The organism is Amycolatopsis sp. WAC 01375 (assembly GCF_003947325.1).
Taxonomy (GTDB): domain Bacteria; phylum Actinomycetota; class Actinomycetes; order Mycobacteriales; family Pseudonocardiaceae; genus Amycolatopsis.
The window spans coordinates 88510-114142 of the sequence record NZ_QHHW01000014.1 but is presented as its reverse complement, the minus strand read 5'-3'; the positions used below and the strand labels follow the sequence as shown (position 1 = coordinate 114142).

General features: G+C 68.5%; 31 protein-coding genes. 15 read left to right on the top strand and 16 right to left on the bottom strand.

The window, feature by feature from the left end; translation table 11 throughout:
• Window positions 1-49: 49 nt before the first annotated feature.
• The gene (locus DL991_RS05580; RefSeq protein WP_125781617.1) at window positions 50-322 is read left to right on the top strand and encodes a type II toxin-antitoxin system Phd/YefM family antitoxin; all 273 of its coding nucleotides are present in this window, start codon (window positions 50-52) and stop codon (window positions 320-322) included.
• A 48-nt stretch (window positions 323-370) separates the two neighbouring features.
• Here the strand turns inward: DL991_RS05580 and DL991_RS05575 are convergent, their stop codons facing one another.
• Genes DL991_RS05575 through DL991_RS05560 form a run of 4 tightly spaced genes read right to left on the bottom strand, consistent with a single transcriptional unit; the run spans window position 371 to window position 2995 of the window.
• Window positions 371-916 (bottom strand): AAA family ATPase, encoded by a 546-nt coding sequence (locus DL991_RS05575; RefSeq protein ID WP_125781615.1) that lies wholly within the window; start codon window positions 914-916, stop codon window positions 371-373.
• A complete protein-coding gene (locus DL991_RS05570) occupies window positions 916-1560 on the bottom strand; it encodes a hypothetical protein (protein WP_125781613.1) in 645 nt (214 codons plus the stop codon). Before DL991_RS05570 ends, DL991_RS05575 begins: the two co-directional genes overlap by 1 nt.
• Window positions 1548-2354 (bottom strand): ABC transporter ATP-binding protein, encoded by an 807-nt coding sequence (locus tag DL991_RS05565; RefSeq protein WP_125781611.1) that lies wholly within the window; start codon window positions 2352-2354, stop codon window positions 1548-1550. The genes DL991_RS05570 and DL991_RS05565 overlap by 13 nt, the downstream gene beginning before the upstream one ends.
• Window positions 2351-2995, bottom strand: coding sequence for an aminodeoxychorismate/anthranilate synthase component II (locus DL991_RS05560; protein WP_125781609.1), 645 nt, complete (start codon window positions 2993-2995; stop codon window positions 2351-2353). Before DL991_RS05560 ends, DL991_RS05565 begins: the two co-directional genes overlap by 4 nt.
• Window positions 2996-3106: 111 nt before the next feature.
• Here DL991_RS05560 and DL991_RS05555 point away from each other — a divergent pair, with 111 nt between their 5' ends.
• Window positions 3107-4426 carry an FAD-dependent oxidoreductase gene (locus DL991_RS05555; protein WP_125781818.1) on the top strand — a complete coding sequence of 440 codons (1320 nt, stop codon included), beginning with the start codon at window positions 3107-3109 and terminating at the stop codon, window positions 4424-4426.
• A gap of 53 nt (window positions 4427-4479) precedes the next feature.
• Here DL991_RS05555 and DL991_RS05550 read toward each other — a convergent pair whose 3' ends face one another.
• Both DL991_RS05550 and DL991_RS05545 read right to left on the bottom strand, forming a co-directional pair.
• Entirely contained in the window at window positions 4480-5148 is a 669-nt protein-coding gene (locus DL991_RS05550; RefSeq protein WP_125781607.1) for a response regulator transcription factor, read from the bottom strand.
• A complete protein-coding gene (locus DL991_RS05545; protein ID WP_125781605.1) occupies window positions 5088-6938 on the bottom strand; it encodes a sensor histidine kinase in 1851 nt (616 codons plus the stop codon). Before DL991_RS05545 ends, DL991_RS05550 begins: the two co-directional genes overlap by 61 nt.
• Before the next feature lie 132 nt (window positions 6939-7070).
• Here DL991_RS05545 and DL991_RS05540 point away from each other — a divergent pair, with 132 nt between their 5' ends.
• From DL991_RS05540 to DL991_RS05530, 3 genes are all read left to right on the top strand, one after another.
• On the top strand, window positions 7071-7781 hold the full coding sequence (locus DL991_RS05540) for an ABC transporter ATP-binding protein (RefSeq protein ID WP_125781603.1): 711 nt from the start codon (window positions 7071-7073) through the stop codon (window positions 7779-7781).
• A 15-nt stretch (window positions 7782-7796) separates the two neighbouring features.
• Window positions 7797-8531: an ABC transporter permease gene (locus DL991_RS05535; protein ID WP_125781601.1), complete on the top strand. Its 735-nt coding sequence runs from the start codon at window positions 7797-7799 to the stop codon at window positions 8529-8531.
• 110 nt (window positions 8532-8641) lie between these two features.
• Window positions 8642-9034, top strand: coding sequence for an SCO5389 family protein (locus DL991_RS05530; RefSeq protein WP_125781599.1), 393 nt, complete (start codon window positions 8642-8644; stop codon window positions 9032-9034).
• A gap of 3 nt (window positions 9035-9037) precedes the next feature.
• On the opposite strand, the gene DL991_RS05525 is transcribed toward DL991_RS05530, so the two are convergent.
• The 3 genes from DL991_RS05525 to DL991_RS05515 are packed head-to-tail and all read right to left on the bottom strand — an operon-like array spanning window position 9038 to window position 11090.
• Entirely contained in the window at window positions 9038-10039 is a 1002-nt protein-coding gene (locus DL991_RS05525) for an LLM class flavin-dependent oxidoreductase (protein ID WP_125781597.1), read from the bottom strand.
• A complete protein-coding gene (locus DL991_RS05520; protein WP_125781595.1) occupies window positions 10012-10167 on the bottom strand; it encodes a hypothetical protein in 156 nt (51 codons plus the stop codon). The genes DL991_RS05525 and DL991_RS05520 overlap by 28 nt, the downstream gene beginning before the upstream one ends.
• Complete coding sequence (locus DL991_RS05515; RefSeq protein WP_125781593.1) at window positions 10167-11090, bottom strand: class E sortase; 924 nt, start codon at window positions 11088-11090, stop codon at window positions 10167-10169. Before DL991_RS05515 ends, DL991_RS05520 begins: the two co-directional genes overlap by 1 nt.
• Window positions 11091-11480: 390 nt before the next feature.
• On the opposite strand from DL991_RS05515, the gene crgA reads away from it, so the two are divergent.
• Window positions 11481-11747: a cell division protein CrgA gene (crgA, locus tag DL991_RS05510; protein ID WP_101613637.1), complete on the top strand. Its 267-nt coding sequence runs from the start codon at window positions 11481-11483 to the stop codon at window positions 11745-11747.
• Between the two features lie 118 nt (window positions 11748-11865).
• Entirely contained in the window at window positions 11866-12243 is a 378-nt protein-coding gene (locus DL991_RS05505; RefSeq protein WP_125781591.1) for a PH domain-containing protein, read from the top strand.
• Window positions 12244-12448: 205 nt separating this feature from the next.
• On the opposite strand, the gene DL991_RS05495 is transcribed toward DL991_RS05505, so the two are convergent.
• Together DL991_RS05495 and DL991_RS05490 are read right to left on the bottom strand one after the other, a co-directional pair.
• Window positions 12449-13411 (bottom strand): rhomboid family intramembrane serine protease, encoded by a 963-nt coding sequence (locus DL991_RS05495; RefSeq protein WP_125781589.1) that lies wholly within the window; start codon window positions 13409-13411, stop codon window positions 12449-12451.
• 52 nt (window positions 13412-13463) lie between these two features.
• Window positions 13464-14024, bottom strand: coding sequence for a peptidylprolyl isomerase (locus DL991_RS05490; RefSeq protein WP_199746195.1), 561 nt, complete (start codon window positions 14022-14024; stop codon window positions 13464-13466).
• An 89-nt stretch (window positions 14025-14113) separates the two neighbouring features.
• On the opposite strand from DL991_RS05490, the gene DL991_RS05485 reads away from it, so the two are divergent.
• Entirely contained in the window at window positions 14114-14830 is a 717-nt protein-coding gene (locus DL991_RS05485; RefSeq protein ID WP_125781587.1) for a hypothetical protein, read from the top strand.
• Between the two features lie 302 nt (window positions 14831-15132).
• On the opposite strand, the gene DL991_RS05480 is transcribed toward DL991_RS05485, so the two are convergent.
• Both DL991_RS05480 and DL991_RS05475 read right to left on the bottom strand, forming a co-directional pair.
• On the bottom strand, window positions 15133-15585 hold the full coding sequence (locus DL991_RS05480; RefSeq protein WP_125781586.1) for a hypothetical protein: 453 nt from the start codon (window positions 15583-15585) through the stop codon (window positions 15133-15135).
• A gap of 167 nt (window positions 15586-15752) precedes the next feature.
• Window positions 15753-16277 carry a DUF2020 domain-containing protein gene (locus DL991_RS05475; protein ID WP_125781584.1) on the bottom strand — a complete coding sequence of 175 codons (525 nt, stop codon included), beginning with the start codon at window positions 16275-16277 and terminating at the stop codon, window positions 15753-15755.
• 100 nt (window positions 16278-16377) lie between these two features.
• On the opposite strand from DL991_RS05475, the gene DL991_RS05470 reads away from it, so the two are divergent.
• The 3 genes from DL991_RS05470 (at window position 16378) to DL991_RS05460 (ending at window position 19110) form a co-directional block, all read left to right on the top strand.
• Window positions 16378-17097, top strand: a complete 720-nt coding sequence (locus tag DL991_RS05470; protein ID WP_125781814.1) for a hypothetical protein — start codon at window positions 16378-16380, stop codon at window positions 17095-17097.
• The gene (locus DL991_RS05465; protein WP_125781582.1) at window positions 17097-17738 is read left to right on the top strand and encodes a pyridoxal 5'-phosphate synthase; all 642 of its coding nucleotides are present in this window, start codon (window positions 17097-17099) and stop codon (window positions 17736-17738) included. Before DL991_RS05470 ends, DL991_RS05465 begins: the two co-directional genes overlap by 1 nt.
• Window positions 17739-17832: 94 nt before the next feature.
• On the top strand, window positions 17833-19110 hold the full coding sequence (locus tag DL991_RS05460) for a M14 family metallopeptidase (RefSeq protein WP_125781580.1): 1278 nt from the start codon (window positions 17833-17835) through the stop codon (window positions 19108-19110).
• A 6-nt stretch (window positions 19111-19116) separates the two neighbouring features.
• Here DL991_RS05460 and DL991_RS05455 read toward each other — a convergent pair whose 3' ends face one another.
• A complete protein-coding gene (locus DL991_RS05455; RefSeq protein WP_125781578.1) occupies window positions 19117-20301 on the bottom strand; it encodes a DNA glycosylase AlkZ-like family protein in 1185 nt (394 codons plus the stop codon).
• 53 nt (window positions 20302-20354) lie between these two features.
• Here DL991_RS05455 and DL991_RS05450 point away from each other — a divergent pair, with 53 nt between their 5' ends.
• Genes DL991_RS05450 through DL991_RS05435 form a run of 4 tightly spaced genes read left to right on the top strand, consistent with a single transcriptional unit; the run spans window position 20355 to window position 24027 of the window.
• Window positions 20355-21206 (top strand): ADP-ribosylglycohydrolase family protein, encoded by an 852-nt coding sequence (locus tag DL991_RS05450; protein ID WP_125781576.1) that lies wholly within the window; start codon window positions 20355-20357, stop codon window positions 21204-21206.
• 60 nt (window positions 21207-21266) lie between these two features.
• Complete coding sequence (locus DL991_RS05445) at window positions 21267-22331, top strand: sensor histidine kinase (RefSeq protein WP_125781574.1); 1065 nt, start codon at window positions 21267-21269, stop codon at window positions 22329-22331.
• Entirely contained in the window at window positions 22322-22993 is a 672-nt protein-coding gene (locus DL991_RS05440) for a response regulator transcription factor (RefSeq protein WP_125781572.1), read from the top strand. Before DL991_RS05445 ends, DL991_RS05440 begins: the two co-directional genes overlap by 10 nt.
• 59 nt (window positions 22994-23052) lie before the next feature.
• A complete protein-coding gene (locus DL991_RS05435) occupies window positions 23053-24027 on the top strand; it encodes an alpha/beta fold hydrolase (RefSeq protein ID WP_125781570.1) in 975 nt (324 codons plus the stop codon).
• 9 nt (window positions 24028-24036) lie between these two features.
• Here DL991_RS05435 and DL991_RS05430 read toward each other — a convergent pair whose 3' ends face one another.
• Together DL991_RS05430 and DL991_RS05425 are read right to left on the bottom strand one after the other, a co-directional pair.
• The gene (locus DL991_RS05430; RefSeq protein ID WP_233598680.1) at window positions 24037-24543 is read right to left on the bottom strand and encodes a YbaB/EbfC family nucleoid-associated protein; all 507 of its coding nucleotides are present in this window, start codon (window positions 24541-24543) and stop codon (window positions 24037-24039) included.
• 51 nt (window positions 24544-24594) lie between these two features.
• A complete protein-coding gene (locus DL991_RS05425; RefSeq protein WP_125781568.1) occupies window positions 24595-25629 on the bottom strand; it encodes a hypothetical protein in 1035 nt (344 codons plus the stop codon).
• Window positions 25630-25633 lie beyond the last annotated feature (4 nt).

The window sequence follows — 25633 nt, the reverse complement described above, 5'->3', positions numbered from 1 at the left end:
CGTGCGGGGCCTTTTTCATGCCCCGAGACCGGGGCACTACTTTTCGAGCATGGTCCGGCAGATCACTCAACACGAGCTGTGCGACGACATGCCGAACATCATGCGTGCCGTCGAAGAAGGGGACAGCTTCGTTCTCACTCGTAACGGCACGCCTGTCGCGGACATCGTTCCGCACAGCCGGATGCCGACCTTCGTTCCGTTAGGCGAGCTGATCGAACTGCTCGGCGATCTTCCACCCGAAGATCCTGAGCGGTTCTTCACGGCTGTCGGTCGCGCGGCGGCCCCTGATCCGCATCGCGGGCCGGGAGAACCGGAGCAGTGATCGCCCTGCCCCCACCGAGAACCGCACATCCAGCCATCGACCGGACATTCAATAGGGCGCCAAGCTGTCGAGAAGTCCTTGGTAAGCCTGCTGAATCCGTCCGGCGCCGGTGTGCACGACGACCGCCTTCGGTCGCGTGGCGATGAGCGCCATGAGCCTGTCGAACATCGCCGCGAGTTGTTCGGGTCCGCCCAGCATCTCGTGCGCTTCGACGTGTTCGGGCTCGGCCGCCGCGCGGGTGCGTTCGGCGAACCGCCGGAGCACGTTGTCCTTGGTGTCGAGCAGCACGATCTCGTGGAACTCCGCGTCCGTCTCCCCGGCGAGCGCTTCGAGTCTTTCGAGAAAGCCTGCGCGGCCGAGGAATTGCGGGACGATGACGTCGTGGCCCGCGAGCAGATGGGTCCGCGCGGCGTTCACGGCGAGGTCGCGGGCGAGCAGGCCCGCTCGCGCGGCGTTGTCCCGCCAAGCGCCGAGCAGGCCGCGGATCCGGTCGATGTCGAGGTTCAGCGTCAACGGGTGGTCTTCGGCGTACAGCCGGGCGAGTGTCGACTTCCCGCAGGCGGGCGGGCCGTTGAGTGCGATGAGACGCGGCATCAGGCGTTGCGGCGGAGCAGGTATCCGACGGCCGTCGCGCTCAGCAGCAGGGCGGCGACCGCCGCCACCACGGCAACCGTGAACGGACCGGCCAGCGGTAGTTGCGAGGTCAGGGCACGCAGCAGCGGGTTGGCCAGCGGCAGCCATTTCACCAGGAGCACGGCCGCGAGCGCGAAGACCGCCGCCAGGACGGACCAGCCGACGCGCGGCACCAGCAGCCGCGAACAGGGCAGGCCGATCGCGATGCCGAAGAGCGCGCACAACGCGTGCGCCGCGGCGCCGAGGGCGAGGCTGCCGATCGGGAAGCCGCCGGAGCGGAGGCCCGACCACGCCAGCGTCACGACGATCAGCACGGTGGCGCAGCCGAAGACGGCCAGCGTGGCGCCGGCGAGGACAGATCGCCAGCGTCGTGCGTGGCTGAAGGTGACGAGCCGCTGGACCGGATCTTCGACGTCGAGCATCGCGATGGTCAGCCAGCAGGAGACCACCAGGAGCGAACCCGCGCTGATCCCGTACTGCGGCAGCAGTGGTGACTTCGGATCCGTGTAGAGCACGGTGTTGACCGCGAGGTAGGCGAGGATCGCGGGGAGATAGCGCTGGGAATGGCCGAGCAGCGCGAGGTAGTAGCGGGTCATCGCGAGCACGGCGCCACCTCCCGGACCGAGAAGCCGCGGTTGAGCGCGCGAAGCAGGACTGCGTCCGTGTGCCCCGCTTCGACCGTCAGGACGACCTTCTCGCCCTCGGTCTCGGCCTGGCGGACGCCGGGTTCCGAAGACCAGTCGCCACCGGGTCCGTGAAGGACGATCCTCGTCGCGCTTTCGGCTTTCGTTTCGACGCGAGTCAGGAAGCCGTCGTCCATCCGGTAGACGTCGTCGGCGTGGGCGTGCACGACGGCCGCGCGGTGGTCGGTGAAGACCACGCTCGCGCCCCGCTCCTTGGTCTCGGCGACGATTTCGCCGAGCACCGCGTGGGCTTCGACGTCGAGACCGGACCAGGGCTCGTCGAGGATCAGCAGTTCCGGCTCGGCCAAGACGGCCTGGGCGAGGCCGACCTTCTGGGCGTTGCCCTTCGACAGGGTCCGCAACGGCGCGTCCGGCCCGCCGACCAGCGCCAGCCTGTCCAGCAAGGGGTCGATTGCCGACAAGTCGACAAGACCGTCGATGCGGGCCATATGCCGCAGGTACGCCCTGGCGCTCATCCGCTGCCCCGCCGGGAAACGGTCGGGCAGGTAACCGACGCGCGGGCCGCCCACGACGGCTCCCGAGGTCTGACGGGAAAGGGCCGCGAGGATCCTGAGCAGCGTCGACTTCCCCGAGCCGTTCGAACCGAGGACGCCGACGACGCGGCCCGCCGGGACGTCGAGGTCGACGTCGACGAGCACGGGTTCACCGCGGCCGTAGCGCTTCCCGACTCGTTCGAGCCGGATCAGCGAGGTCACGCAGCAGCGGCCTTCTGCAGCGCGCGAGTCGCCTGTTCGAGTTCGTTGACCGTGGCTTCGGGGACCGGGTGCCCGGCGGAAGCCATCCAGTTCGCCAGCATCCGATGCCCGCCCTGGGTGAGCACGGACTCGGGGTGGAACTGGACGCCTTCGAGCGGCAGTTCGCGGTGCCGCATGCCCATCACGACCCCGGACTCGGTGCGGCCTGTGATCTCGAACACGGCCCCGTCGATGGTTTCGGGCAAAACGGTCAGCGAGTGGTACCGCGTGGCGGTGAATTCCGCGGGGAGCCCGGCGAGGATCCCTTCGCCCGAATGGTGGACTTGACTGGTCTTGCCGTGCAGCAGTTCCGGGGCACGATCGACGGTGGCGCCGAAGACGACACCCAGGGCCTGGTGACCGAGGCAGACGCCCAGCATCGGGATCCGCTTCTCGGCGCATTCGCGGACGACGTCCATGCTCTGACCAGCACGTTCCGGGGTCCCGGGGCCGGGAGAGACGAGCACCGCGTCGAACTCGGCGAGCTTGTCGATCTCCACCACGTCGTTACGCCAGACGGTGCAGTCGGCGCCGAGCTGGGCCAGATACTGGACCAGGTTGTAGACAAAACTGTCGTAGTTGTCGACGACGAGCACGCGCATGGAGCCAGCTTAGCGGCTCTCACCAGGTGGACCGTACGCCAGATCACAATGATTGTTAGGGCTGCCTAACTTACCGTGGTAGGAGTGAGCCGTTCTCTTCGTGTAGCCATCGTGGGTGCCGGTCCGGCCGGCATCTACGCCGCCGACATCCTCGACAAGTCCGACGCTGACGTGACGATCGACCTGTTCGAGCGCATGCCGGCGCCGTTCGGGCTGATCCGATACGGCGTCGCACCCGACCACCCCCGGATCAAGGGCATCGTCACCGCCCTGCACAAGGTCCTCGACAAGCCGAACATCCGCCTGCTGGGCAACGTCGACTACGGAACCGACCTCAAACTCGACGACCTCCGCCAGTTCTACGACGCGGTGATCTTCTCGACCGGCGCCATGGCCGACCGCGCGCTGGACATCCCCGGGATCGACCTCGACGGCAGCTACGGCGCCGCGGACTTCGTTTCCTGGTACGACGGGCACCCGGACGTGCCACGCACCTGGCCGCTGAACGCGACGTCGGTCGCCGTCCTCGGCGTCGGGAACGTGGCGCTCGACGTGGCGCGGATCCTCGCGAAGACCGCGGACGAGCTGCTCAGCACCGACATCCCGGACAACGTCTACCAGGGCCTGAAGGCCAGCCCGGTCACCGACGTGCACGTGTTCGGCCGCCGTGGCCCGGCGCAGGCGAAGTTCACGCCGCTGGAGCTGCGCGAGCTGGACCACTCGCCGAACGTCGAGGTCATCGTCCACCCCGAGGACATCGAGTTCGACGAGGGCAGCATCGCCGCGCTGCGGGCGTCGAAGCAGATCGACATGGTCGTGAAGACGCTGCAGGAGTGGGCGATCCGCGATCAGGGTGACCGGCCGAAGCGGCTGCACCTGCACTTCCTGCACTCGCCCTGCGAGATCGTCGGCGAGGACGGCCGGGTCACCGGCCTCCGTACCGAACGCACCGAACTGACCGGCGACGGCAACGTGCGCGGCACCGGCGAGTTCCACGACTGGGACGTCCAGGCCGTCTACCGCGCGGTGGGTTACCTGTCGTCGCATCTGCCGGAGATCCCGTTCGACCACACCACCGGGACCGTGCCGAACCAGGCCGGCCGGGTGCTGGACATCGACGAGGACCAGGTGCCGGGCGTCTACGTGACCGGCTGGATCAAACGCGGCCCGGTCGGCCTCATCGGTCACACCAAGGGCGACGCGGCCGAGACGATCGCGAGCCTGCTGGCCGACGCCGACGCCTTGGCGGCCCCGGCCATCGAAGACCCCGACGCGATCCTCGGTTTCCTGACCGAACGCGGCGTTCCCTTCACCACTTGGGAAGGCTGGGGCAAGCTCGACGCCCACGAGAAGGCCCTCGGCGTCCCGCACGGCCGGGAACGCGTGAAGGTCGTGGAGCGCGACGAGATGACCCGCATCTCAAGGGACTGAAAACTGCGCGTGAAGGCCCCCCTTCCCTCGGCTGAGTCGAGGGAAGGGGGCCTTCACGCGCTTTGGTCAGGAGCGCCCAGGTAGGCCAAGACCGCGAGCACGCGGCGGTTCGTGTCGTCCGAAGCGACGATGCCGAGTTTCGCGAAGATGTTCGCGGTGTGCTTCCCCACCGCCCCTTCGCTGAAGTGCAGCCGTCCGGCGATGGCGGCGTTGGAACAGCCTTCGGCCATCAGGCCGAGCACCTCGCGTTCGCGTGGGGTCAACGCCACGAGTGGGTCGGATGCGTTGCCGGCCACCAGTTTCGCGATCACCTCGGGGTCCATCGCGGTCCCGCCGCCCGCCACTCGCCGCACCGCGTCGATGAACTGGTCCGCGTTGAAGACCCGGTCCTTCAACAGATAGCCGATCGCGCCGGCGCCGTCGGCCAGCAGTTCCCGGGCGTAGAGCTGCTCGACATGTTGTGACAGCACCAGAATCGGCAGTCCAGGGATGTCGCGCCGCACCGCCAGCGAGACCTGGAGGCCCTCGTCGGTGAGCGTCGGCGGCATCCGGACGTCGACGACCGAAACGTCCGGCCGGTGCGTGCGCAGCGCGTGCTCCAGTTCCGGCCCGGTCCCGACCGCCTCGACGACGTCGAAACCGTGAGCGGTCAGCAAATGCGTCAAGCCGTCTCGGAGGAGGTACTGGTCCTCGGCGACGACGCATCGGGGTCGAGCTGGCACGGGATCTCCACGGTCGCCTTCGTCGGCCCGCCGGGCGGGCTGGTCAGGGCAAAAGTACCGTCGAACGCGCCCAGCCTGCGTTCGATCCCACGGATCCCGCTTCCACGGGCCGCGTTCGCGCCGCCCTTGCCGTCGTCGGTCACCTCGATCCGCAGCAGACCGTCTTCGTAGCCCAGTTCGATCGACACTCGCCGCGCCTCGCCGTGTTTCGCTGCGTTGCCAAGCAACTCGCTGACCGCGAAGTACGCGCACGCCTCGGCGGGCTGCTCCAGCCGGGGCAGGACGCCGTTCACCGAAGCCCGCATCGGACTGTCCAGCGCCATTGCCCGCACCGCGTCACCGAGACCCCGCTCGGACAACACCGGCGGGTGAATCCCGCGCACCAGCAGCCGCAACTCGGTCAACGTCTCGGACGACGTCTGCCGGAGCTCGGCGGCCAGCCGTTTCGCCGCGGCCGGATCGCTGTCGATCAGCGCTTCGACCGCGCCCAGCTTCATCCCCAGCGCGACCAGCCGCGACTGGACCCCGTCGTGCAGGTCCCGCTCGATGCGCCGGAGCTCGGCGGCCTGCGCGACCGACGCGTCGGTCCGTGTCTGCTTCAGCCGTTCGACGCGCTGCGCCAGCCGCGAAGCCTCTGTCGGCCCCAGCAGCAGCTTCGCGAAGCGCGCTCCTTGACGGGCGAGCCACGGCGTCGCGATCAGCCCGGCGACGAAGGCCGCCACCGCGACGGGAGTCAGCGCGAGCGCTTGCCCGTGCGTGGTCGCCTCGGGCAATCCGACCATCGAGAACCAGTTCGTGGTCGACCACGAGGTGCCCGTCCACTGGCCGATCGGCCGCCAGGCCCACAGCGCCAGCACGCCCCAGAAGCCGAAGAACACCAGCGCCGCCGTCGGCACCACCATCAGCAGCAGCACCACGGAGTTGACCACCGCGGCCGCCAGGTCGCGCCAAGTCGCGCGGTCGGATATCGCCCAGCGGAAGCGCGCCAGCCGCGCCGGCCACCACGGCGTGTCGTACAGCTGCCGTCCGTGCTGGTACATCCCGTCCGCCCGCGGGACGGGGAACGGCGGCTCCGGCAGGTACGGGCGGTCGATCCGCACGCCGGTCCAGTTTTTGGCCTCGCGGCGCAGGGTGTCGGTCACCGTACGACCGGCGACGACCATCGTCGGGAACAGCGGCGACGGCCAGATCAGGGCGAACAGCGTCGGGAACGCCATCCCGAGCTGTGCGGCCGAAAGCGCGAACAGGCCCAGCTGGAACCCCAGCGCCTTCAACCTGCTCTTGACCCAGCCGTCCCGGTCGCGGGCCGGGCGGGGCCCGAGCCACCAGCGCGTCCACTTCCCGTACAGCCGGAGCGCACGCGGCCCGGCCACCAGGACCGCGGGCACGAGCAGCAGGCCCGCGAGCGGATTCCACAGCTGCCAGCCGAGATCGCGGCCGGTCGCCGGATCGTCGGAAATCCACTCGAACCGTTTGGTCCACCGGATGAACCAGGACCGCTTGAACAGGCTGTTCCCTTCGCGGTACCAGCCGTCGCGCTCGCGTTCCGGCTCCGGCGGCGCCGGCCGATAGGGCGGCTCGACCTCGATCCCGCACCAGCGCCCGGACAGTCGCCGGGTGAGAGCGGCGCGCGGACGCGTCCCTTCGAGCGCCAGCGTGTAGGCGAAGACCAGGCCGACACAGAGCAGGCAGAAACCCACCAGTTCGAGCAGCAGGTCCAGCCAGCTCACCAGCGCCAAGGCCGCGAGCACGAAGCCACGGCGCACTGAAGTGAGGTGGGTGCGGATCATGCGACGAAGTCTTCCCCACCACCCCGGCAGGCACAGTGACCGCAGGCCCCCGATCAGGGTGGGTCCAGCACCACCCCGGTTGTGGGTTCAGCACCATTCTGGCCAAGTCCCTTGCGCCATAACGTTTTTCGCATGCCACTCATCGAAGTCACCAACCTCCGCAAGACGTACGGGGAGCGCGTCGCGGTCGACGACGTTTCGTTCCACGTGGAACAGGGCGAGATCTTCGGGATCCTCGGGACCAACGGCGCGGGCAAGACCACCACCGTCGAATGTCTCCAGGGACTGCGCTCGCCGGACTCCGGCACCATGTCGGTCCTCGGCCTCGACCCCGGCAAGGACCGCGGCGCCCTCAGGCAGCGCGTCGGCTCGCAGCTTCAAGAGAGCAGCCTTCCGGACAAGATCAAGGTCCATGAGGCGCTCGACCTCTACGCGTCCTTCTACGCGAACCCCGCCGACACCGGCGACCTGCTCGCGAAACTCGGTCTCACCGAGCAGCGGAACCAGTACTTCGGCAAGCTTTCCGGCGGGCAGAAGCAGCGCGTTTCGATCGCGCTCGCGCTGGTCGGCCGCCCCGAGGTCGCCGTCCTCGACGAGCTGACCACCGGTCTGGACCCGCATGCCCGCCGCGACACCTGGAAGCTCGTCGAGACCGTACGCGACACCGGCGTCACCGTCCTTCTCGTCACGCACTTCATGGACGAGGCCGAGCGCCTTTGCGACCGCCTCGCGATCTTCGACGCCGGGCGCGTGGTCTCCACCGGCACCCCCGGCGAACTCCGTGACCGCGCCGGTAAATCCACTTTGGACGAAGCCTTCGTGACCCTGACCGGCCGCGACTGATCGAGGAGACGAAAAATGAACACCCTCGCCAAGATCACTCTCACCGAAACGAAACTCGCCCTCCGCACGCCGGGCTTCGTCATCGGCGGGCTCGTCCTGCCGACGGCCATCACGGCCGTGCTCGGGGTGATCCCCGGCATTCGCGCGGAGAGCGGAACAACGTCGGGCATGCGCTTCCTCGACGCCTGGGTGCCGTCGATGATCGTGCTCACCATGGCCATGATGGGTCTGCAGGCGATCCCCGGCATCATCGCGTCGTACCGCGAACAGGGCATCCTCCGCCGCTACGCCACCACGCCGGTACACCCGGTCCAGCTGCTGGTGGCGCAGCTGATCATCAACGTCACCGTTACGATCGGCGGGGTCGGCATCCTCCTGGTGACGGCCGGCGTCGTCTTCGACGTTCCCAGCCCACGTCACCCGCTCGGCTTCCTGCTGACGTTCGTCCTCGGCACGATCGCGATCTTCGGCCTCGGCCTGATCGCCGCGGCGGTCGCCAAGACCAGCCGCGCCGCGGGAGGGATCGCGTTGATCGCCTACATCCCGGTCATGTTCCTCGGGGGCGTCTGGCTGCCGCGTCCGTTGCTTCCGGAGGCGATCCGGGACATCGGCGCGTACATCCCGCCGGGCGTCAAAGCCCTCGAAGACGCCTGGACCGGAACGGGCGCGCAGCCGCTGCAGCTCGCCGTTCTGGCGGCTTTCGCGGTGGGCAGTTGTGTCGTGGCGGCGAAGCTCTTTCGCTGGGAGTGACGACGGCTTCCGCCAAAGTGGTGATGATGATCGTTTTCTCTTGTGGCTTGGCCCGCGGGTGAGTAGTCAGGAAGACGGCCCACGTTCACTGTGTCTCTCTCGGAGGTCCGATGTCTCTGGATGTATCGCCCGCGCTGCTGGAGAAGGCCGAGCGCGGGGAGGTCTCCGACGCCGAATTCGTCACCTGTGTCCGGGAATCCCTGCCGTACGCCTGGACCGTGATCACCGGTGTCATCGCGGAGGCCGATGGCGCGGCCGACGGGTTCGCCGACAACGAGACGCCGCCGCCGAGCGAGGCCGAACGCGGGCAGCTGCTGCGGGCGCTGGCCTCGGACTCCATCCGCGGCGGACTGGAACGGCACTTCGGTGTCAAGCTGGCGTTCCAGAACTGCCACCGGGTCGCCGCGTTCAAACCGTCCCAAGTGGACAGTGACCGCTACCGCGCGTTCGTCTCGGTCCGCGGGCAGCTGCTGAACCAGAGCCCGGAACTGCGTGACTGCTGAGATCTAGCGCAGCGCGGGCAGCACTTCGGCGCCGATCCGCGCGATGTTCTCGAGTGTTCCCTCCGGCGTACCGGACGCTTCCACCATCATGATCACGTGGGAGACCCCGGTACGCCGGATGCTCGTTCCCAGCCGGTCGACGCAGTACCCCACGCCGCCGATCGGGTGCATCTCGCACAGCTTGTCGGTGTAGGACACCGGATCCTTGTCCAGCCCGCGTTTGCCGTCGAGGTACACGTGTCCGGCGAATCCCTCCTTCAGGGAACCCGGCAACGCGGACCGCACGACGTCCAGCGCGTCGTCCCCGACCTGGCACATCACCGTCGAAATGTGCTCGGCGGGGGAATCCCCGTACGCGGCAAGGGTTTCGATCTTGAGGTCGTCGTCGGCGTGCAGGCCGAGCAACATCGGCAGCCCGCGATCGGCGGCGAGCCGGACCGCTCGCGAGCCGGCGTCCCCGCAGGCCACGACCAGGCGCGGAGCACGCTCGGGCCGCGGCACCATCGGCACCTCACGGAACCTGAAGTGGTCGCCGCCTGCCGAGACGGTCTCCGACGTCATCGCCGCGAGCAACAGGTCGAGACTCTCTTCGAACCCCGTTTCGTAGCGGGACGCGCCGGTGCCGAAGACCTCGAGGTCCTGCCACGGCCCGCCCCTGCCGACGCCGATCCGCAGCCGTCCGCCGGAAACCGCGTCGAGCAGCGACCACTGTTCGGCGAGCGCCACCGGATGCGCGATCGACAGCACGCTCACCGCGGTGCCGACCGCGATCCGCTCGGTGCGGCCGAGGACGTGCGCGGCGAGGGTGATGGCGGACGGGCAGACGCCGTACGGCATGAAGTGGTGCTCGGCGAACCACACGTCGTCGAACCCGGCCCGCTCGGCGGCGATGGCGGCGTCGACCGACCGGCGCAGGACATCGGCGTCCTCCTGCCCGGGAAACCGCCCGGAGACGAGGAAGACGCCGAACCGCGCGGCTACTGGACGCTCACTTCGTTGAACCACAGCCTCGGTTCCAGCCAGGGGAAGACGACGAACATCAGCAGCGCCACGACCCCGAGAGCCAGTACGACCGCCGTCGCGAGCTTCACCGCGAAGGGGCCCGGCAGCTTGCGCCAGATCCAGCCGTACATCAGCGCGCCTCCGAGATCTTGGGCAGGAGTTCGGCGTAGGAGCCGACCTGGTTCTTCGGCACCTGCTGGGCCAGCACCGCGTGGATGATGAGCCGTTCCTTCGCCGAGAACTTCGGGTGACAGGTCGTCAGCGTGAGCAGCGAGACCTGCTCGGCCTTCGGCAGGATCTCCGGGTCCTTGTACGGCACCGGGTTCACCGTTTCGCCCTTGCTCGGGAACACGATGCGGCGGCCGTTGGTCTCGCCGTAGGCGCCGCCGTCGACGGCGTTCGGGTCACGCAGCGTCCCGACGTTCTTGCACTTCGGGTCGGCGCCCTTGCCCGCGGCCCAGCCCTCGACCTCGTCCTTGTAGGGCAGCACCTTGTAGATGTAGAAGTCGGTCTGCGTCTCGATGATGATCTGGTCGCACGAGCTGAGGTTGTCCAGGTCGTTGAACGGCGCGCCCTTGCCGACCCGGTGGCCGGCGATGGCGAAGTTGCCCGGCTCGCCAGGTAGCGCCGTGCCCTTGTAGTGGCCGGGGCCGACTTCTAGCGCGGCCTCGGTGGTGCCTTCCTGGATGGTGAAGTTGAAGTCGGCGCCGAACACCGGGATGTGGATTCTGGCGAACGCCTTCCCGTCGACGAGGTCGGGGTGCAGCTGCCGGTCCTTCGACCAGTCGCCGTCCAGCTCCGAACTCGCCTCGGACTGCTTGCCCGCGGAGAACAGGTCGGTCACGTAGACCTCGTAGACCATGAACAGCAGCACCACGAGACCGGCGGTGATGAGCAGTTCGCCCACGGACCGGATGGCGACGCCGCCCTTGCCCAGCTCGCGCGGCGGACGTTCCTCGGTCGCGGTGCCACCGCCGACCGGCTCGAACATGACGGTCTCTTCGGTCGATCCCGGCGGCGGCGCGGGGCGACGACGCGGTGGCGGCCCGTCCATCCGGCGGCGCGGCGGCGGACCTTCCGGCGGCCTCCGGCGCGGCGTGGGCGCCTCTCCAGGGGCGCGTCCCTCGTCCGGCCTACGCCGAGGGGCCTGGCCGCCTCCACCGGGGGGTCGTGGGGAGTACCGCCGTCGGTCCCCGCCCGGCTCTTCCCGCTCAGCCACGCAAGCTCCTCAGTCTCGAACCAAGCCGCAGTGTCGAACCAGCACATGTCGAACCAGCACAGTGTCGAACCGTGTGTGACACCATTGTCACAGTGCGGGAAATCGACCGGTCCCGGACGGTGCCCAGCGGCGCTCGTTTACGTTAACGTGTGCACGTGGCGCTGGTTGCGCACCCGAAAGCGGGTCATCGCCACCAGGGAAGCCGAACAGTACGCGAGGAACACGATGCCGAAGTCCAAGGTCCGTAAGAAGACGGCGTACACCCCGCCGACCGACCGCCGCACGCCGGTGAAGGTCAAGGCCGCGGGCCCGTCGAACCTGTTCTACAAGATCGTGATGTTCGGTCTCATGCTGGTCGGCCTGATGTGGCTGGTCGTCAACTACATCGCGGGCGACAAGATCCCCTTCATGGCAGATCTGGGCAACACGAACTTCGCCATCGGCTTCGTGCTGATGATCGCCGGGTTGCTCATGACGATGCGGTGGCGGTGAGCATTACCCCGGATGGCGGCTTGACGCCTAATTACACCGGTGTGACTCATCCCCAGTGTGGATAACCCCTGTGGATAACTACCCCACCTCGTGGGCGCCGCAGCGGAATGTTGTGGTAGTGGCCTGGGTGATCACCCTGTCGCTGCTGGCAGGAGCGCTGTGGCTGGCCATCGACGGCGACGTCGGCGGCACCGTGCTGACAGGGCTGGCCATGCTCTCCACTGGCGCGCTCGCACTCCACGGCACCCTGATCCGTCCCCGGCTGGCGGCCGGTCCCGGCGGAATCCTGGCCAGGACCGCCGGCGGCACGCACCGCTACTCTTGGACCGAAGCCCGGCTCCGGCTGCGCACGACGCGACGACTCGGCCGGGACAGCCTGACCCTCGAGGTCGAATCCGGCGAACACCTGCTGGTGTTCGGCCGGATCGACCTCGGCGAGGACCCCAGGGACGTCCTGGACGTCCTCACCGCCCTCAAGGGTCAGGCGTTGTCGTAGTAGTGGACGTCGCCGTTCGGGCCGGGTGACCAGCCCGGAACGGCCGGTCCCGCCGCGGGCGGCGCGTACTCCCCGAAGATCTCGTACGGCGAGGCCGGCGAGCAGATCGGGTTGATCTTGACGACGCACGTCCGCAGCGAACCGCTGAACTCGCCTTGACGTGCCGCGGCCGCTGGGCTTCCACCACTCGGTGGAAGCGCGCCTGCTACCGGTAGCAGAGGTACGCGGTCTGGCCCTGGAACGAGGTGAGCTGGCAGTACGCGGCGGACACCGTCTGCGCGTCCTTCCAGACGATGAGCCCGACCATCGCCACCACGACGATCGCCATGCCGCCGATCTGCCAGCGCAGCCTGTTCTTCTCCGGGGCGTACAGCAGGGCGAACGTCGCCAGCAGGCCGGCGGCGAAACCACCCGCGTGGGCGAGGACCGAGATACCCGGCACCTGGAAGGTGATGAAGATGTTCAGCCCGAGGATGACCAGGAGCCAGGTCGGGTTGAGCCTGAGTTTGATGACGATGACCGTGTACGCGCCGATGAGCCCGAAGATCGCGCCGGAGGCACCGACCACCGGGACGGCGTCGAGGTCCGTGAAGACCAGGTTCGCGGCCGAGCCGCCGAGCATCGACACGAAGTAGAGCGCGGTGAACGGCACGCGCCCGAGCGCGGTCTCCAGCGGGCGGCCCACGAACCACAACGAGAAGGCATTGCTCGCGATGTGCAGCAGGCCGTACTGCAGGAAGCCCGAGGTGAAGACGCGCCACCACTCGTTGTTCGCGAGCGTCGGCGGGTTCGCCAGCTCACCGAGCTGGAAGAGCGCGGAGAAGTTGTTGTCCGAGATGCTGCCGGACTGGGCGACGGTGATGAAGAAGATGATGACGTTGAGCGCCAGGAGCACCGGCGTGACGACAGCCGTGCGGACCGGCTGGGCGCCGGCGAGGGTGGTCGCGCCGTAGCCCGCGTCGCGGTACTGCTTCTGCTGGACGCGGTCCTGCTGGCGGCCTGCCTGGATGCAGTCGGTGCAGTGGAAGCCGACGGCGGCTTCGCGCAGGCAATCCGGGCAGGCCGGACGCTCGCAGCGTGAACAGCTCAGCCCGGTCGGCCGGTTCGGATGCCACCAGCAGCCGGGCATGGCGGCCTGCTGGTACTGGGGATTCGGTGGTTGGCTCACGATGCCACCAACCTACCGAAATCCCCCGTATCAGGCCGTGTGATCAGTGTGGTCAGCCTTCGCGGCTGATGCTGACCTTCTCGATGACGATGTCGTTCAGCGGCTTGTCGGCGGGACCGGTCGCCGTGCGGCCGATCGCGTCGACGACGTCGCGGGAAGCCTGGTCCGCGACCTCGCCGAAGATGGTGTGCTTGAAGTTCAGGTGCGTCGTCGGCGCGACGGTGATGAAGAACTGCGAACCGTTGGTGCCGGGTCCGGCGTTGGCCATGGCCAGCAGGTACGGCTTGGAGAACTGGAGCTCCGGGTGGAACTCGTCGCCGAACTTGTAGCCGGGGCCGCCGCGGCCGGTGCCGGTCGGGTCGCCGCCCTGGAGCATGAAGCCGTCGATGACGCGGTGGAAGATCGACCCGTCGTAGAACGGGCCCGAGTTCGCGCCCTGCGCGTTGGGCTGGGTGTACTCCTTGCTGCCCTCGGCGAGCCCGACGAAGTTCGCGACCGTTTTCGGCGCGTGGTCGGGGAACAGGTTCAGGTTGATGTCACCCTGGTTGGTGTGCAGAGTGGCCTTCAGCGCGCCACCAATGAGGGATCCCTTGCTTTCAGTCACGAGCTTCATCGTGCCATCTGCGGCAAGATCTGGGGAAAAGGGGCACGATAGGTTACAAGCAACGAAGCAGAATCAAAACGATTGATGAGGTGAAGGCCATGACCCGGGCCGCAGATTCGGTGAGCGAGTCGGCGAAGGCCGGCGCGCTCGGCCTGCGCAAACGTGCCGTCGAGGCGGGTAAGGAAGCCACCGCCCACGCCGTAGAGGTAGCCGAGCAGAAGCTCTCCGAGAGCGCCGGTGAGATCGCTAAGACCAGCCGTCGCGCGCGCAAGAAGCTCGCGAAGAAGACGGAACTGACCCGCAAGGAGCTCAAGCGGAGCTCGAAGGCGGCTCGCAAGGAGGCGCTGGCCAGGATTTCCGAGATGCGGAAGCCGGGCCGCAAGGCACGCAAGGCCGCCATCCAGGCCGCGAAGTCCGCCGGTGAGTCCAAGCGCCGGGGGAAGAAGGACTTCAAGGCGGCGAAGAAGGACTTCAGGGCCGCGCTCGTCGAGGCGAAGTCCGCCGCCAAGGGGACGCGCAAGCGTCGCCGCTGGCCGTGGGTGATCGGTATCGCGGTCGTCGGTGCCGGTGCCGCCTACGCCCTGCGTTCCAAGCAGGAGCCGCCGGTCGCGCCCGCGCCGCCGAAGGCTCCGCCTGCTCCTCCCGCTCCGCCCGCGAAGCCGGCCGCTCCGGCCGCGGCTGCTCCGAAGCCTCCGGCCCCCGCGAAGCCCGCCGCTTCCGGTCCGGCTCCGGTGAAGCCCGCGGCTCCGAAGCCCGGCACCCCTAAGAACGGGCACCAGGCTCCGAGCACCAGCTCCGCCGACAAGAAGAACTGACGCCTCACACTCGTCTTTCTGCTTGTCACGAAAGGGCCGTCCAGCGACCCCCAAGGTCACTGGACGGCCCTCTCACGTCCCGGTGCCGAAGATCAACGCACCCAACAACAGCACCGGCGGACCTGTCTCGCCGAAAGCGCGCCAGCGCGACGGCGAGACTTCACCAGTCGCGCGCCCTCTTTCGGGCCGAAGGCCCACGTAAACGCGATGAAGGGGCGCCTCCCCGCCCACGTGAGTGGGAAGCGGGTCGACGCCCCTTCGGCGCTTTTACGTCAGCGCGCGATCAAATCAACACAGCGCGATTAAACAGCAGCAGCGTGCTTGTCGATCAGCTGGCCGAGGCGGGGAAGGGCCTCCTCGACGTTCTTCTTGCCGTTCGGGCGCAGCTTGCCGTAGACCTTCTTGATGCTGTCGCGGCTGCTCTTGTCGGCGCGCGCGTCGGTGACCGACAGGAGCGCGTCCGAGGCCTCGTCGCCACGGGTGACCAGGTAGGCGCCGAAGTCGTTGCCACCCTTGGCCTTGTAGTCGCCGTAGAACGGCTCGAGGGCACCGGTGAAGTCGTCGAGCAGGGCATCGACGGCCGAGGGGATGATGCCCGGCTTGATCTTCTTGACGGCCGCGAAACCGGTCTTCACGACGGCACCGGAAACGCCGCCCTTGTCCGAAACCTCAGCGTCGACGAGACCTTCGAAGTCGCTCACGACCGCCGGGCGACGGCTGGAGTCGAGCAAGATTTCCTTGAGGGTGTCAGCCACGAAACCTGTCCTTTTGTCTTATGGGGAGAAATGATCTTTTGTGCCGCCGAGCCACACCGCAAGGCGGCCTCCGCCGGATCCGGCGTTGCGCTGGTCCCGCGAACCGTCGCGCGTGCGGCACAGGGTAGTACAAGATCAACTTCACTCTGACGTGTGGATACCACTACCTAGAGCTGCAGCTCACCGATAGCCTCCTTCGCCACCGTACGTGCCTTGATGCTCTGCTTCTGGTTGGTGGTCACGACTACCGCGTTCCCGGCCTTCGAAACGGCGTAAACGGCGCCTTCTCCGGTCGGTTGGTAGCCGCCCTTCCAGCCCGCCGGTTCGTCGGCGGGGTTGGAGGTGTCGATGGGTGCCGCCTGGTCCACGAGTGCCTTGGCCACCGCGGGTTCTCCGACGTACACGCGCACCGTGAGCTGCAGTTTCCCGCTGAGCGCGTAGAAGAAACAGGTCGGATGCGGCTGATCCGCCGAGGTTTTGACCTTGGAGACCTTCTGCCCGTTGGCCTCCGAGACGAACTCGGTGCCCAGGTACGGGCAGGGACCTTTGCCGGTGGGTTCCGGGGCGGGCGGGATGCTGGGCGCCGCGGTGGTCGACGGCGCCGGCGAGCTCGCCGCGGACGGCGGCTGTTCCGTCGGCCCGCAGGCCGCCAGGAGCGGCACGGCGAGCGGCAAGATCAGAAGACGTCGCATAGTGGCGTCCAGTGAAGCAGATCGGATCGCCGCGCCGGTGCGACCATCCGCCCTGTTCGTGCGACGATGGCGCAGCGTGAGGAATCTTCGGGAGGCATCGGTGCTCACCAAGGAGCAGTATCTGGGTGCGGTGGCAGAGCGTATCCAGCGCAGCGGGGGCAGGCTGAACACCGTCCAGATCGGTCCGAGCACTGCCGTAGTCGGCCTGTTCACCGAATCCGTGATGATGTCGACGATGAACTACTGCGTGGTCGCCGCGGCGATCCCGGAGGTGACCGCGCCCGCGTTGTACGACTTCACCGGGCTGGCGACGCAGCACGCGCGTGCGAACGTGATGGGCACGGTCGGCTGGACGGCCGCTTCGGTGGTGATCGCCGGTCTGATCGGTGACCGCGTGTATCCGGACGCCGCGCAGGCCGCGTCGGCGAAGTCCGGGAACCAGTTCGGCGGCGAGACGCGCATGGTGGCCGTCGATGTTTCGGCGGCGCAGATGTACGCGTTCGTCGGCGGGAAGCTGTGGGGTGCGGCGGTACAGGGTTCGGTGAACGCGAAGCTGACTTTCTGTTTCCCGCAGCCCGGCGAGGTTTATCAGCAGGTGCAGTGGGCGCAGTCGCAGGGCCAGCAGCCGCCGATGCCGCCGGGTCCGCCGATGCCGCCGCCCGGTCAGCAGCCGCCGCCCGGCTGGCAGCCCCAGCAGCCTCCGCCGCCGCAGTACCCGGTCGGGCCGCCGCCAGCGCAGGGTCCGCCGCCGGGTCAGCATCCGCCGCACTATCCGCCGCCCGCGCCCGGTTATCCGCCGCAGCGTCCGCCGGGGTACTGATGAACCGCACGCTGCGCGGCTGGCCGTCGTTCCCCGAAGAACTGCCGGAGTTCGACATCGAGGCCACACCGTCGACCCCGCGCGAGCTTTTCCTGGCGTGGCTCAACGAAGCGGGAGAGCACGTCCTCGCGCCCCACGCCGTCACTCTGTCCACAGTGGACGCCGATGGCGTGCCGGACGCGCGGGTCGTGATCCTCAAGGACGTCGACGGGGACACCTGGGCGGTCGCGACGAGTTCCGAAAGCCCGAAAGGTGTTCAGCTGGCGAAGAATCCGTTCGCCGCGCTGACCTTCTTCTGGCCGGGGCGAGGCCGTCAGGTCCGCCTGCGCGGCCCGGTCTCGCTCGCCGATCCCGAGGTGTCCGCGGCCGATTTCACCGCCCGGCCGCCGGCGTCCCGGGTGGAGGCGTTCATCGGCAGGCAGTCACAGGTGCTCGAAGATCCGGCCGATCTCGACCGCGCGGCCGCGGAAGCGGAGCGGTGGGTCGAGGAGAATCCCGGCGTGGCACCGGAAACCTGGACCCGGTATCTGGTGACGCCGTCCGAAGTGGAGTTCTGGCAGGCAAGCCACGACCGGCGGCACCGGCGGCTCCGCTACCGCCGCGAGAACGGGACCTGGCACAAAGACCGCCTCTGGCCGTAAACGGTAACTGGGAACGACGATCGTCGGGTTGTCGTGGATGATTCACTTCGGCGACGGTGAACGCCACCTTGTCCCCAGATCGTTCGGAGGCGAAATGTCCACACGCCGTCGCATCGGGGGCGCCTTGGCCGCCACAGGGCTCGCCCTGCTGGCCGTCACGACGCCCGTCGCGAGCGCCCAGACCGGCGACCCGGCGAGAGGGCTGTACTCGGTGGAGGGCGCGTCCACCCCCGACAAACGCACCGAGGTCGCCCGCACCGGTGTCGACGTCGCGGGCTCGCGCGGCGGCGCGCTGACCGTCGTCGCCACGCCCGATCAGGCCGCGAGCCTGCGCGCGAACGGCTTCGGCCTGAAGCCGCTCGGCGACTTCGACAGCATGCTCAAGCAGCGGAGCGGCCGGGCGGGCACCGCGGCCGTCGCGGGCGACTTCCCGCCGGGCGACGAGGCGTACCACACCTACGCCGAAACGACCGCGGAGCTGCAGAAGGCCGCGAAGGACCACGGAGACATCGCGACGCTGTCCAGCGTCGGCAAGTCCTACGAGGGCCGCGAGCTGAACCTCCTGAAGATCAGCGACAACGCGGGCACGGACGAGAACGAGCCCGAAGTGCTGTTCACCTGCAACCAGCACGCGCGCGAACACCTCACCACCGAGATGTGCCTGCGGATCGTGCAGCGGTTCACCAGCGGCTACGCGTCCGACCCCGCCATCAAGAAGATGGTCGACGAGCACGAGATCTACGTGATCCCGAACGTCAACCCGGACGGCTCCGAATACGACATCACCGGCGGCGAGTACCAGGGCTGGCGCAAGACGCGCAAACCCGCGCCGGGCAGCAGCGCGGTCGGCACCGACCCGAACCGCAACTGGGACTACAAGTGGAACTGCTGCGGCGGGTCGAGCAACAGCCCGTCCGCCGAGGACTACCACGGTCCGTCGGCGTTCTCCGAGCCGGAGACCAAGGCCGTCGCGGAGTTCATGAACTCCCGCGTGGTCGGTGGCGCGCAGCAGATCAAGACGCACATCGACTTCCACACCTTCTCGGAACTGGTGCTCTGGCCGTACGGCTACACCAAGGCCGACACCGACACGGGCCTGAGCGAGGAAGAAGCGAAGCGCTTCGCCGACGTCGGCAAGAAGATGGCCGCCACCAACGGTTACACGCCGGAGCAGTCCAGCGATCTGTACGTCACCGACGGCGACGTCAACGACTGGGCGTGGGGCAAGCACAAGATCCTCAGCTACACCTTCGAGATGTACCCGAAGGACGGCGGGATCGACGGCTTCTACCCGCCCGCTTCGGTGATCCCGGAGCAGACGGCCCGCAACGACAAGGCCGTCGACATCCTGATCGCCGAGGCGGGAGCCTGACCCCGCTCAGTTCCTGAGATCGGCCACTCGCGACGCCCGGCTCTTCGGCGAATCCAAGCTGAAGCTCCGGGCGTCGCCCAGTCGGTCACGGACGAACTCTTCGGTCTCCGCGACCGTCTGGCGCAGCGCGGCGTCCTCGTCGCCGAAGAACCGGTGGACGATCTTGTTCGTCTCGGTGTCGAACTCCCACAAACCGGCGATACGACCCCGGTCGACGATGACGTGACTGGGCGGATCCGCCTGTCCGCCCAGCGTCTCCCCCGCACGACCACCGGGCACCGGCCGTCCGGCGTCGGCGTCGTCGAGCAGCCGCGACATCTCACGGTGCAGCAGATGGATGCCGTCGATGCCGGCGAGCAGCGCGTACGACGGCTCGGACGGCACGGTGAACGCGGCGAACTCGTCGGCGATTTCCTTGGGCATCAAGAGCTCGGTGCCGTCGAGCGACACGAGTTCCAGCTGTTCCGCGATCTTCTTCGCACTGGCCGCGGTAAAGCCGGAGAACCAGCGGAAATGCTTGAGTGACGCCGGGGCCGCCCACGAGAAGTACCGCCTTGCCAGTTCGGTCCGCGCGGTGTCCATATCGGACAGCCCGCCGCGCGGCGACGGCGTCCAGCGGACATAACCGTAGCGCTGCTGGTCCAGCCGTCCGTTGACCGGCACCCGGCGGATGTCGCCGCGGGCCTGGAGCAGGCCGAGCGCGAGCGGCAAGGTCGTGGTGGTGCCGCGTTTACGGCCGGCTTCCCCGAGGTTGCGCACCGCCGATCCGGCGGCTTCCTTGATCGCGGCCGGGTCGAGCGGTTCGGCGGACGCGTCGAGCAGGTCGGCGACGGTGACGCACAACTGCTCGATCTCGGCCTGCGTGACGCCGAGGTACTTCTCCGCGGCCGCGAGCTCACCGGCGGGCGCCCCGGCGCCGACGGTCAGCCCGAGTTCGAAATCCGCCGACGGCAGGACGTAGGCGCAGCCCCGCGCCGACGGCAGTTCGTGGATGGCGAGCCGGGCGACGTCCGCGTCGACCGTCTCGCGATCGAGACGGGCCCTGGCGAACAGCCCGAGATAGGGCGCCGAACCACCGACCGAGCGCATCCAGCCGGTCCGCTCCAGCACCTCGGCCGACGGCGCCCCGCGCAGCGAGCCGTCGAGACCTTGTCGATGTGCCCACCACGCGCGCAGCTTGTCGGTCGCCATGACTCCACGGTATGGGTATCAGGCGGCAGCCCGCAGCCTGGCACGATGACCGGATGCTGGTCGAACTGGCCATCGGCGACGCGTACGGAGGCTCCTTCGAGCACGCGTACCCGAGCTTCGTCGCCGAGCACAACACGCTGGCCGGTTACGTGCCGCATCCCGGCCAACTCGGGGTCCCCGCAGGCCGCTACACCGACGACACGCAGATGACGATCGCGATCGCCGAAGTGCTCGTGTCGGGACGGCGATGGACGCCGCTGCTGCTCGCCGAGCACTTCGTGCGGGTGTATCACCGCGATCCGCACGACGGCTACGCGCCGCGTTTCCATCAGCTGCTCAGCGAGGTCCGGGACGGCGAAGAGCTGCTACGACGGCTCCACCCGCAAAGCGACAAGAGCGGGGCGGCCATGCGCGCCGGGCCGATCGGGCTCCTGCCGACCGTCGACGACGTCCTCTACCACGCGAAACTGCAGGCCAGGATCACGCACGACACCCCGGCCGGGATCGCCGCGGCGCAGGCCGCCGCGCTGGCGGTGCACTACTGCCACCATCGGGTGGGTCCGCTTTCCGAGGTCGCGAGGTGGATCGAGAGCGTCCTGCCCGCCGACGTCGGCCATGGCGGCTGGGCGCGACCGTGGTCGGGCAAGGTCGGGCCGCGGGGCTGGATGAGCGTCCGTGCCGCGCTGACCGTGCTCGCGACCGGCCGGAGCCTGAGCGAAATGCTCCAGCGCTCGGTCGCGTTCACCGGCGACGTCGACACCGTCGCGACGATCGCGCTGGCCGCCGCGTCGCGTTCGCCCGAGGTGGCGCGGGATCTGCCGCCGGTGCTGTGGCGCGATCTGGAGAACGGCGAGTACGGCCGCGACTACCTGGCGAGGCTCGACGAACGGTTGCTGCACATCTGACGTAGGCGGGATCCACGGAACGCGGACGTGCCCCTGGCCCGATTTCGGCAGACTGGGCCGGTGAAGTGGCTGTTCAGAAGCGGAATCGTCGTCGCTTGGCTCGCGGTGAGCGCGTTGCTCGTCGTCGGCACCGCGAACCTCGAGCCGGATCACGGAGAACGCCCGGTCGACACGTTCGGGTTCGCCGTCGTCGCGCTCGCTTGTCTCGCACTCGTCGTCGCTTGGCGGCTGCCGGTGGCGGCGGCGGGCACGGAAGCGTTTGCGCTCCTGCTCTACCTGGGGTTCGGCTATCCCGACGGTCCGGTGTTGTTCGTGGGTCTCGTGCCGTTGTTCGCGCTCGGAACCCTTCGCCCGCGACGGCTCGCGTACGCCTTCGCGGGCGGTATGGCGGCGGTTGTCGTCGGCGCGAATGTGGCCACCGGCGGGGCGGGCGTCCTCGATCTGGTCTTCGTCGGCTGGGCAGGCGTAGCGGTCTTCGCGGCCGACGCGCTTCGAGGACGTCGTGAGCGGACCGCGGCCGCCGAGCGGGCGGAACGCGATCGCGTCCTCGGCGAGCGGCTGGACATCGCGCGGGATCTGCACGACAGTGTCGGCCACGCGATGGCGGTCATCAACGTCCAGTCGGGCATGGCCGCGCACGTGCTCGACGATCACCCGGAAGTGGCGAAGGAAGCGCTCGAAGTCGTCCGCGCGGTCAGCGGCACGATCCTGGACGAACTGAACGCGATGGTGCGGCTGCTGCGTGACGACTCCACCCCGCTCCGGCCGGCACCGGGGGTAGCGGACATACCCGCGTTGGTCGCGTCGACGAACCAGGCGGGCCTGGCGGTCACGCTGGACCTCGACGCTCCCGGCATCGGGCAGCCGGTCGGCGGCGCGGTGTACCGGATCGTCCAGGAATCGCTCACGAACGCCGCGAAACACGGCACGTCGGCCGCCGAGGTGACGGTGCGAGCCGACCGGAGTGGCCTGCGGCTCGACGTGGTCAACGAGGCCCACACGCCTGGTCCGGATGTCCCCGGGGCCGGGATCAGGGGAATGGGTGAACGTGCCAGGGCGACCGGCGGCACACTGAGCACGTGCCGTGAGGGCGGGAGGTTCCGGGTGAGCGCGCGATGGCCGTGATCAGGGTGGTGCTCGCCGACGACCAGCTTTTGGTGCGGTCCGGGTTCGCGGCGTTGCTCCGGGCGGAAACCGGGATCACCGTGGTGGGGGAAGCGGACGACGGCGAGGCGGCGGTGGCCGTCGTCGCGGAAACCGTGCCGGACGTGGTGCTGATGGATATCCGGATGCCGGGGATGGACGGCCTGGAGGCCACCCGCCGGATCATGGCGGACGAACGGCTTTCCGGCGTCCGTGTCCTCATGCTGACGACGTTCGACCTCGACGAATACGTCTTCGACGCGCTACGCGCCGGAGCGAGCGGTTTCCTGCTCAAACACACCAGGCCCGTCGACCTGATCCAGGCGGTCCGCGTCGTGGCGGCGGGAGACGCGCTCCTTTCCCCGAGTGTGACCAAGCGGCTGATCGCGGAATTCACCGCGCGTCCGTCGAGGCCGATGCCCCGTCTCGGCGGCTCCGCGTTCACCGAACGGGAGCACGAGGTGGTCCTTCGCGTCGCGCAAGGAATGTCGAACGAGGAGATCGCCGCCGAGTTCGTCATCAGCGCGGCGACCGTACGGACCCACGTCAGCCGGGCGATGACCAAGGTCCATGCCCGCGACCGGGCGCAGCTCGTGGTGTTCGCATACCAGACCGGCCTCGTCCGCGCCGAACATCAGGCGTAGCCCGCGATCTCCACACTCGACGGACGACGCGACCCGGCCGCGGCCCCGACGCTGGAGCCATGACCTTCACCGCAAGAGCGGCCGTTCTCGCCGCGCTGCTCACCCTTTTCGGGACGACGACGGCGGTCGCCACCGAACGACCATCGACGGCCAGGTGCCAGGAACACCGTTTCCAGGTCCGGGTCGGCACCGAAGACCACACGATCGCGGGCGAACTCTGTGCCCGCGGGAAACTCACCTCGCGCACTCCGGTCCAGGTCCTGCTGCACGGCGGGACCTACGACCGCTCCTACTGGGACTGGCCGTACCAGCCGCGTCGATACTCCTATGTGGACAGTGCGACGCGAGCGGGCTTCGCGACGCTCAACATCGACAGGCTCGGGTACGGCCGCAGCAGCCGCCCGAATCCGGAGACCCTCGACTTCGCCGCCGGCGGAGAGGCCGTCCATCAGGTCGTCCAGCGGTTACGCCGGGGCGCGGTGGGACCTCGCTTCCGGACCATCGTCCTCAACGGACACTCGATGGGAGGCCTCGTCGCCGAACGGGCGGCGGCGCGGGGCGGGATCGACGCCGTGATCGTCAGCGGGATCCCCCGCGATCGGCCCGGCGAGCGATCCGCGTCCTCGGCTTCACCGTTCTACCCGGCGGAGCAGGACCCGAAGTTCGCCGGAAAGCCTTGGGCTCCCGGCTACCTCACGACCCGGCCCGGCACACGCGCCGAAACCTTCCACTACGAAGGGGCCTACGACCCGGCGATCATCCCGGTGGAAGAGGCGCTGAAGGACACGCTCGCCTCCGCGGAACTCCGCGCTGTCGGCCCCGGCTCGATGCGCACCCGAGCCGCTAAGACGCCGACGGCGTACGTGCTGGGCGAGCACGACACCCTGATCTGCGGAACAAATGCCTGCACGGGCCAAGACGCCGACCACGTCGTGCGCGGCAGTGGTCATTCCCTCAACACCGGCCTGGCCGCACAGGGTTTCTATCGATGGACGTTCGCCTGGCTGGCACGTCAGGGGATTCACGGCCGGTAAAGCACCGGATCACCAGGAAGGCCGGTACCGCAGCCCTTGCTCGTAGTACTGGTCGTCGGATTCCGCCGGTTCGGGCTGTTCGTCCTCTGCGGGCCCGGCCGGTTCTTCCGAACGGTCCTTGAGCACCACGTTCTCGGTGACCGCCGGGATCCGGCGCGGCACCGGCGGCGTGACGGTCTCCCCTGTCTCCTGGAACGAAGGGGTGAACCCGACCCGCCAGCGGAGCCTGTCCGTGATGTACCCGGCGTTGCCGATCGGCGCCATCAGCTTCGCACTGCGCTTCGCGGATTCTTGCTGCGCTTCTTGATAAGTCCGCATGACGGCGTCCGCGATCTCAGCGGGCGACATGCGCGACACGGCTTCGGTCACCCTGAGCCGTGTCATCACGCCGTCGGTGTTGACCGAAACGGAGACGGCGCCGTCCGGTGAGGACGCGTCCACCGACAGGGCGGCCAGGGCCTCGAGCATCGCTTGCCGGTCGTTGGCCGGTTTCTTGGGCGCCGGTTTTTCGGCCACGTTCGCTCCTTGGGCGGTGGGGTCTCCCGAACCGGAGACCCCACCCGTCCGCTATTCGAGTGGGGACAGTTCCCGCGGCGGTTCCTGGATCTTGCCGTCGTTCGAGATGTCGACGTTCTGGTCCCGGACCCGCTTTTCCGTTCCCTTGTCGGTGTTCTCCGTTTCGAAGTTGCCGGGATCGAAGGTCTCGCCAGGGCTGACGTCCGGCGGCTCGGGAATGATCGGCAGGTTGTTGATCTCGGTGTGGATCTTCGAGACCAGCGACTCCGCCGCGCGGAACATGCTTTCCCTGATGTTGACCACACCGTCGTGGAAGCTGTTGTAGATCATTTCGGGGCTGTCCCCGACGATGTCGGCCTGCACGGTGGCCGCCGTGGCGAGCCCGGCCCCGGCCGCGGCGCCGGCGACCTGCACCCCGTTCGCGGTGGTGAAGAACGCCGCCGCGGTGAGGCCACCGGCCGGTGGCACGGCCGCCACGAGCAGAGCGGTGACAGCGGCGGCGAAGGTCGCGGCCAGCGCCTTCTGCAAGGCCGATTCGTCCTGCCGTTCCTGGTCGTCCCGGTACTTTTCCGCGGCGGTCAGGAAGGAAGCGGCGAGATTGCTCAGGTCGGCCCGGGCGGTCGCGATGGCGTCCCGCGCGGCCACGATGTCGGCTTCCAGCACGGTGAGTTTGGTGCCCACGCGGGCATAGGTGTTCACGAGACCCTGGATGTAGCTCTTGGCGGTCTCAGCGCCTTCACCACGCCACTTGAGAAGCAGGACCAAAGACCGGTCGAGCGGCGCTTTCGTGTCCTGGAAAGCGTTCCAGAGACCTTCGTAGGCCTCGATCATGGTCTGCAGGCTGTTCTCGCCGACAAGCTCCGCCTCGGAGAACTCGAGGAAGAAGTCGCGGACCTGTTCCTTTCGCCCGCCGCTCATGTCCACGTCGCTGCCGAACGTCCAGTCAAAGAAAAGGAGGTCCACCGCCGCGAATGCCTTTTCGGCGCCCGCTGTGAGGTCGTGGGAGATTCCCTCGAGAAGCTCGGTGTTCTTGTCATCACCTTCGGCGGTGGTCTCCGCGTCCAGTGCGTTGAAGTACCCGTCCACGCCG

Bases quoted from the DNA above. Each gene is read 5' to 3' on its own strand.
- DL991_RS05535 (WP_125781601.1), top strand. From the start codon at position 7,797: ATGAACACCCTCGCCAAGATCACTCTCACCGAAACGAAACTCGCCCTC.
- DL991_RS05485 (WP_125781587.1), top strand. From the start codon at position 14,114: ATGACCCGGGCCGCAGATTCGGTGAGCGAGTCGGCGAAGGCCGGCGCG.
- DL991_RS05540 (WP_125781603.1), top strand. From the start codon at position 7,071: ATGCCACTCATCGAAGTCACCAACCTCCGCAAGACGTACGGGGAGCGC.
- DL991_RS05440 (WP_125781572.1), top strand. From the start codon at position 22,322: ATGGCCGTGATCAGGGTGGTGCTCGCCGACGACCAGCTTTTGGTGCGG.
- DL991_RS05530 (WP_125781599.1), top strand. From the start codon at position 8,642: ATGTCTCTGGATGTATCGCCCGCGCTGCTGGAGAAGGCCGAGCGCGGG.
- DL991_RS05580 (WP_125781617.1), top strand. From the start codon at position 50: ATGGTCCGGCAGATCACTCAACACGAGCTGTGCGACGACATGCCGAAC.
- DL991_RS05490 (WP_199746195.1), bottom strand. From the start codon at position 14,024: ATGAAGCTCGTGACTGAAAGCAAGGGATCCCTCATTGGTGGCGCGCTG.
- DL991_RS05450 (WP_125781576.1), top strand. From the start codon at position 20,355: ATGCTGGTCGAACTGGCCATCGGCGACGCGTACGGAGGCTCCTTCGAG.
- DL991_RS05520 (WP_125781595.1), bottom strand. From the start codon at position 10,167: ATGTACGGCTGGATCTGGCGCAAGCTGCCGGGCCCCTTCGCGGTGAAG.
- DL991_RS05460 (WP_125781580.1), top strand. From the start codon at position 17,833: ATGTCCACACGCCGTCGCATCGGGGGCGCCTTGGCCGCCACAGGGCTC.
- DL991_RS05435 (WP_125781570.1), top strand. From the start codon at position 23,053: ATGACCTTCACCGCAAGAGCGGCCGTTCTCGCCGCGCTGCTCACCCTT.
- DL991_RS05560 (WP_125781609.1), bottom strand. From the start codon at position 2,995: ATGCGCGTGCTCGTCGTCGACAACTACGACAGTTTTGTCTACAACCTG.
- DL991_RS05475 (WP_125781584.1), bottom strand. From the start codon at position 16,277: ATGCGACGTCTTCTGATCTTGCCGCTCGCCGTGCCGCTCCTGGCGGCC.
- crgA (WP_101613637.1), top strand. From the start codon at position 11,481: ATGCCGAAGTCCAAGGTCCGTAAGAAGACGGCGTACACCCCGCCGACC.
- DL991_RS05515 (WP_125781593.1), bottom strand. From the start codon at position 11,090: ATGGACGGGCCGCCACCGCGTCGTCGCCCCGCGCCGCCGCCGGGATCG.
- DL991_RS05465 (WP_125781582.1), top strand. From the start codon at position 17,097: ATGAACCGCACGCTGCGCGGCTGGCCGTCGTTCCCCGAAGAACTGCCG.
- DL991_RS05455 (WP_125781578.1), bottom strand. From the start codon at position 20,301: ATGGCGACCGACAAGCTGCGCGCGTGGTGGGCACATCGACAAGGTCTC.
- DL991_RS05545 (WP_125781605.1), bottom strand. From the start codon at position 6,938: ATGATCCGCACCCACCTCACTTCAGTGCGCCGTGGCTTCGTGCTCGCG.
- DL991_RS05575 (WP_125781615.1), bottom strand. From the start codon at position 916: ATGCCGCGTCTCATCGCACTCAACGGCCCGCCCGCCTGCGGGAAGTCG.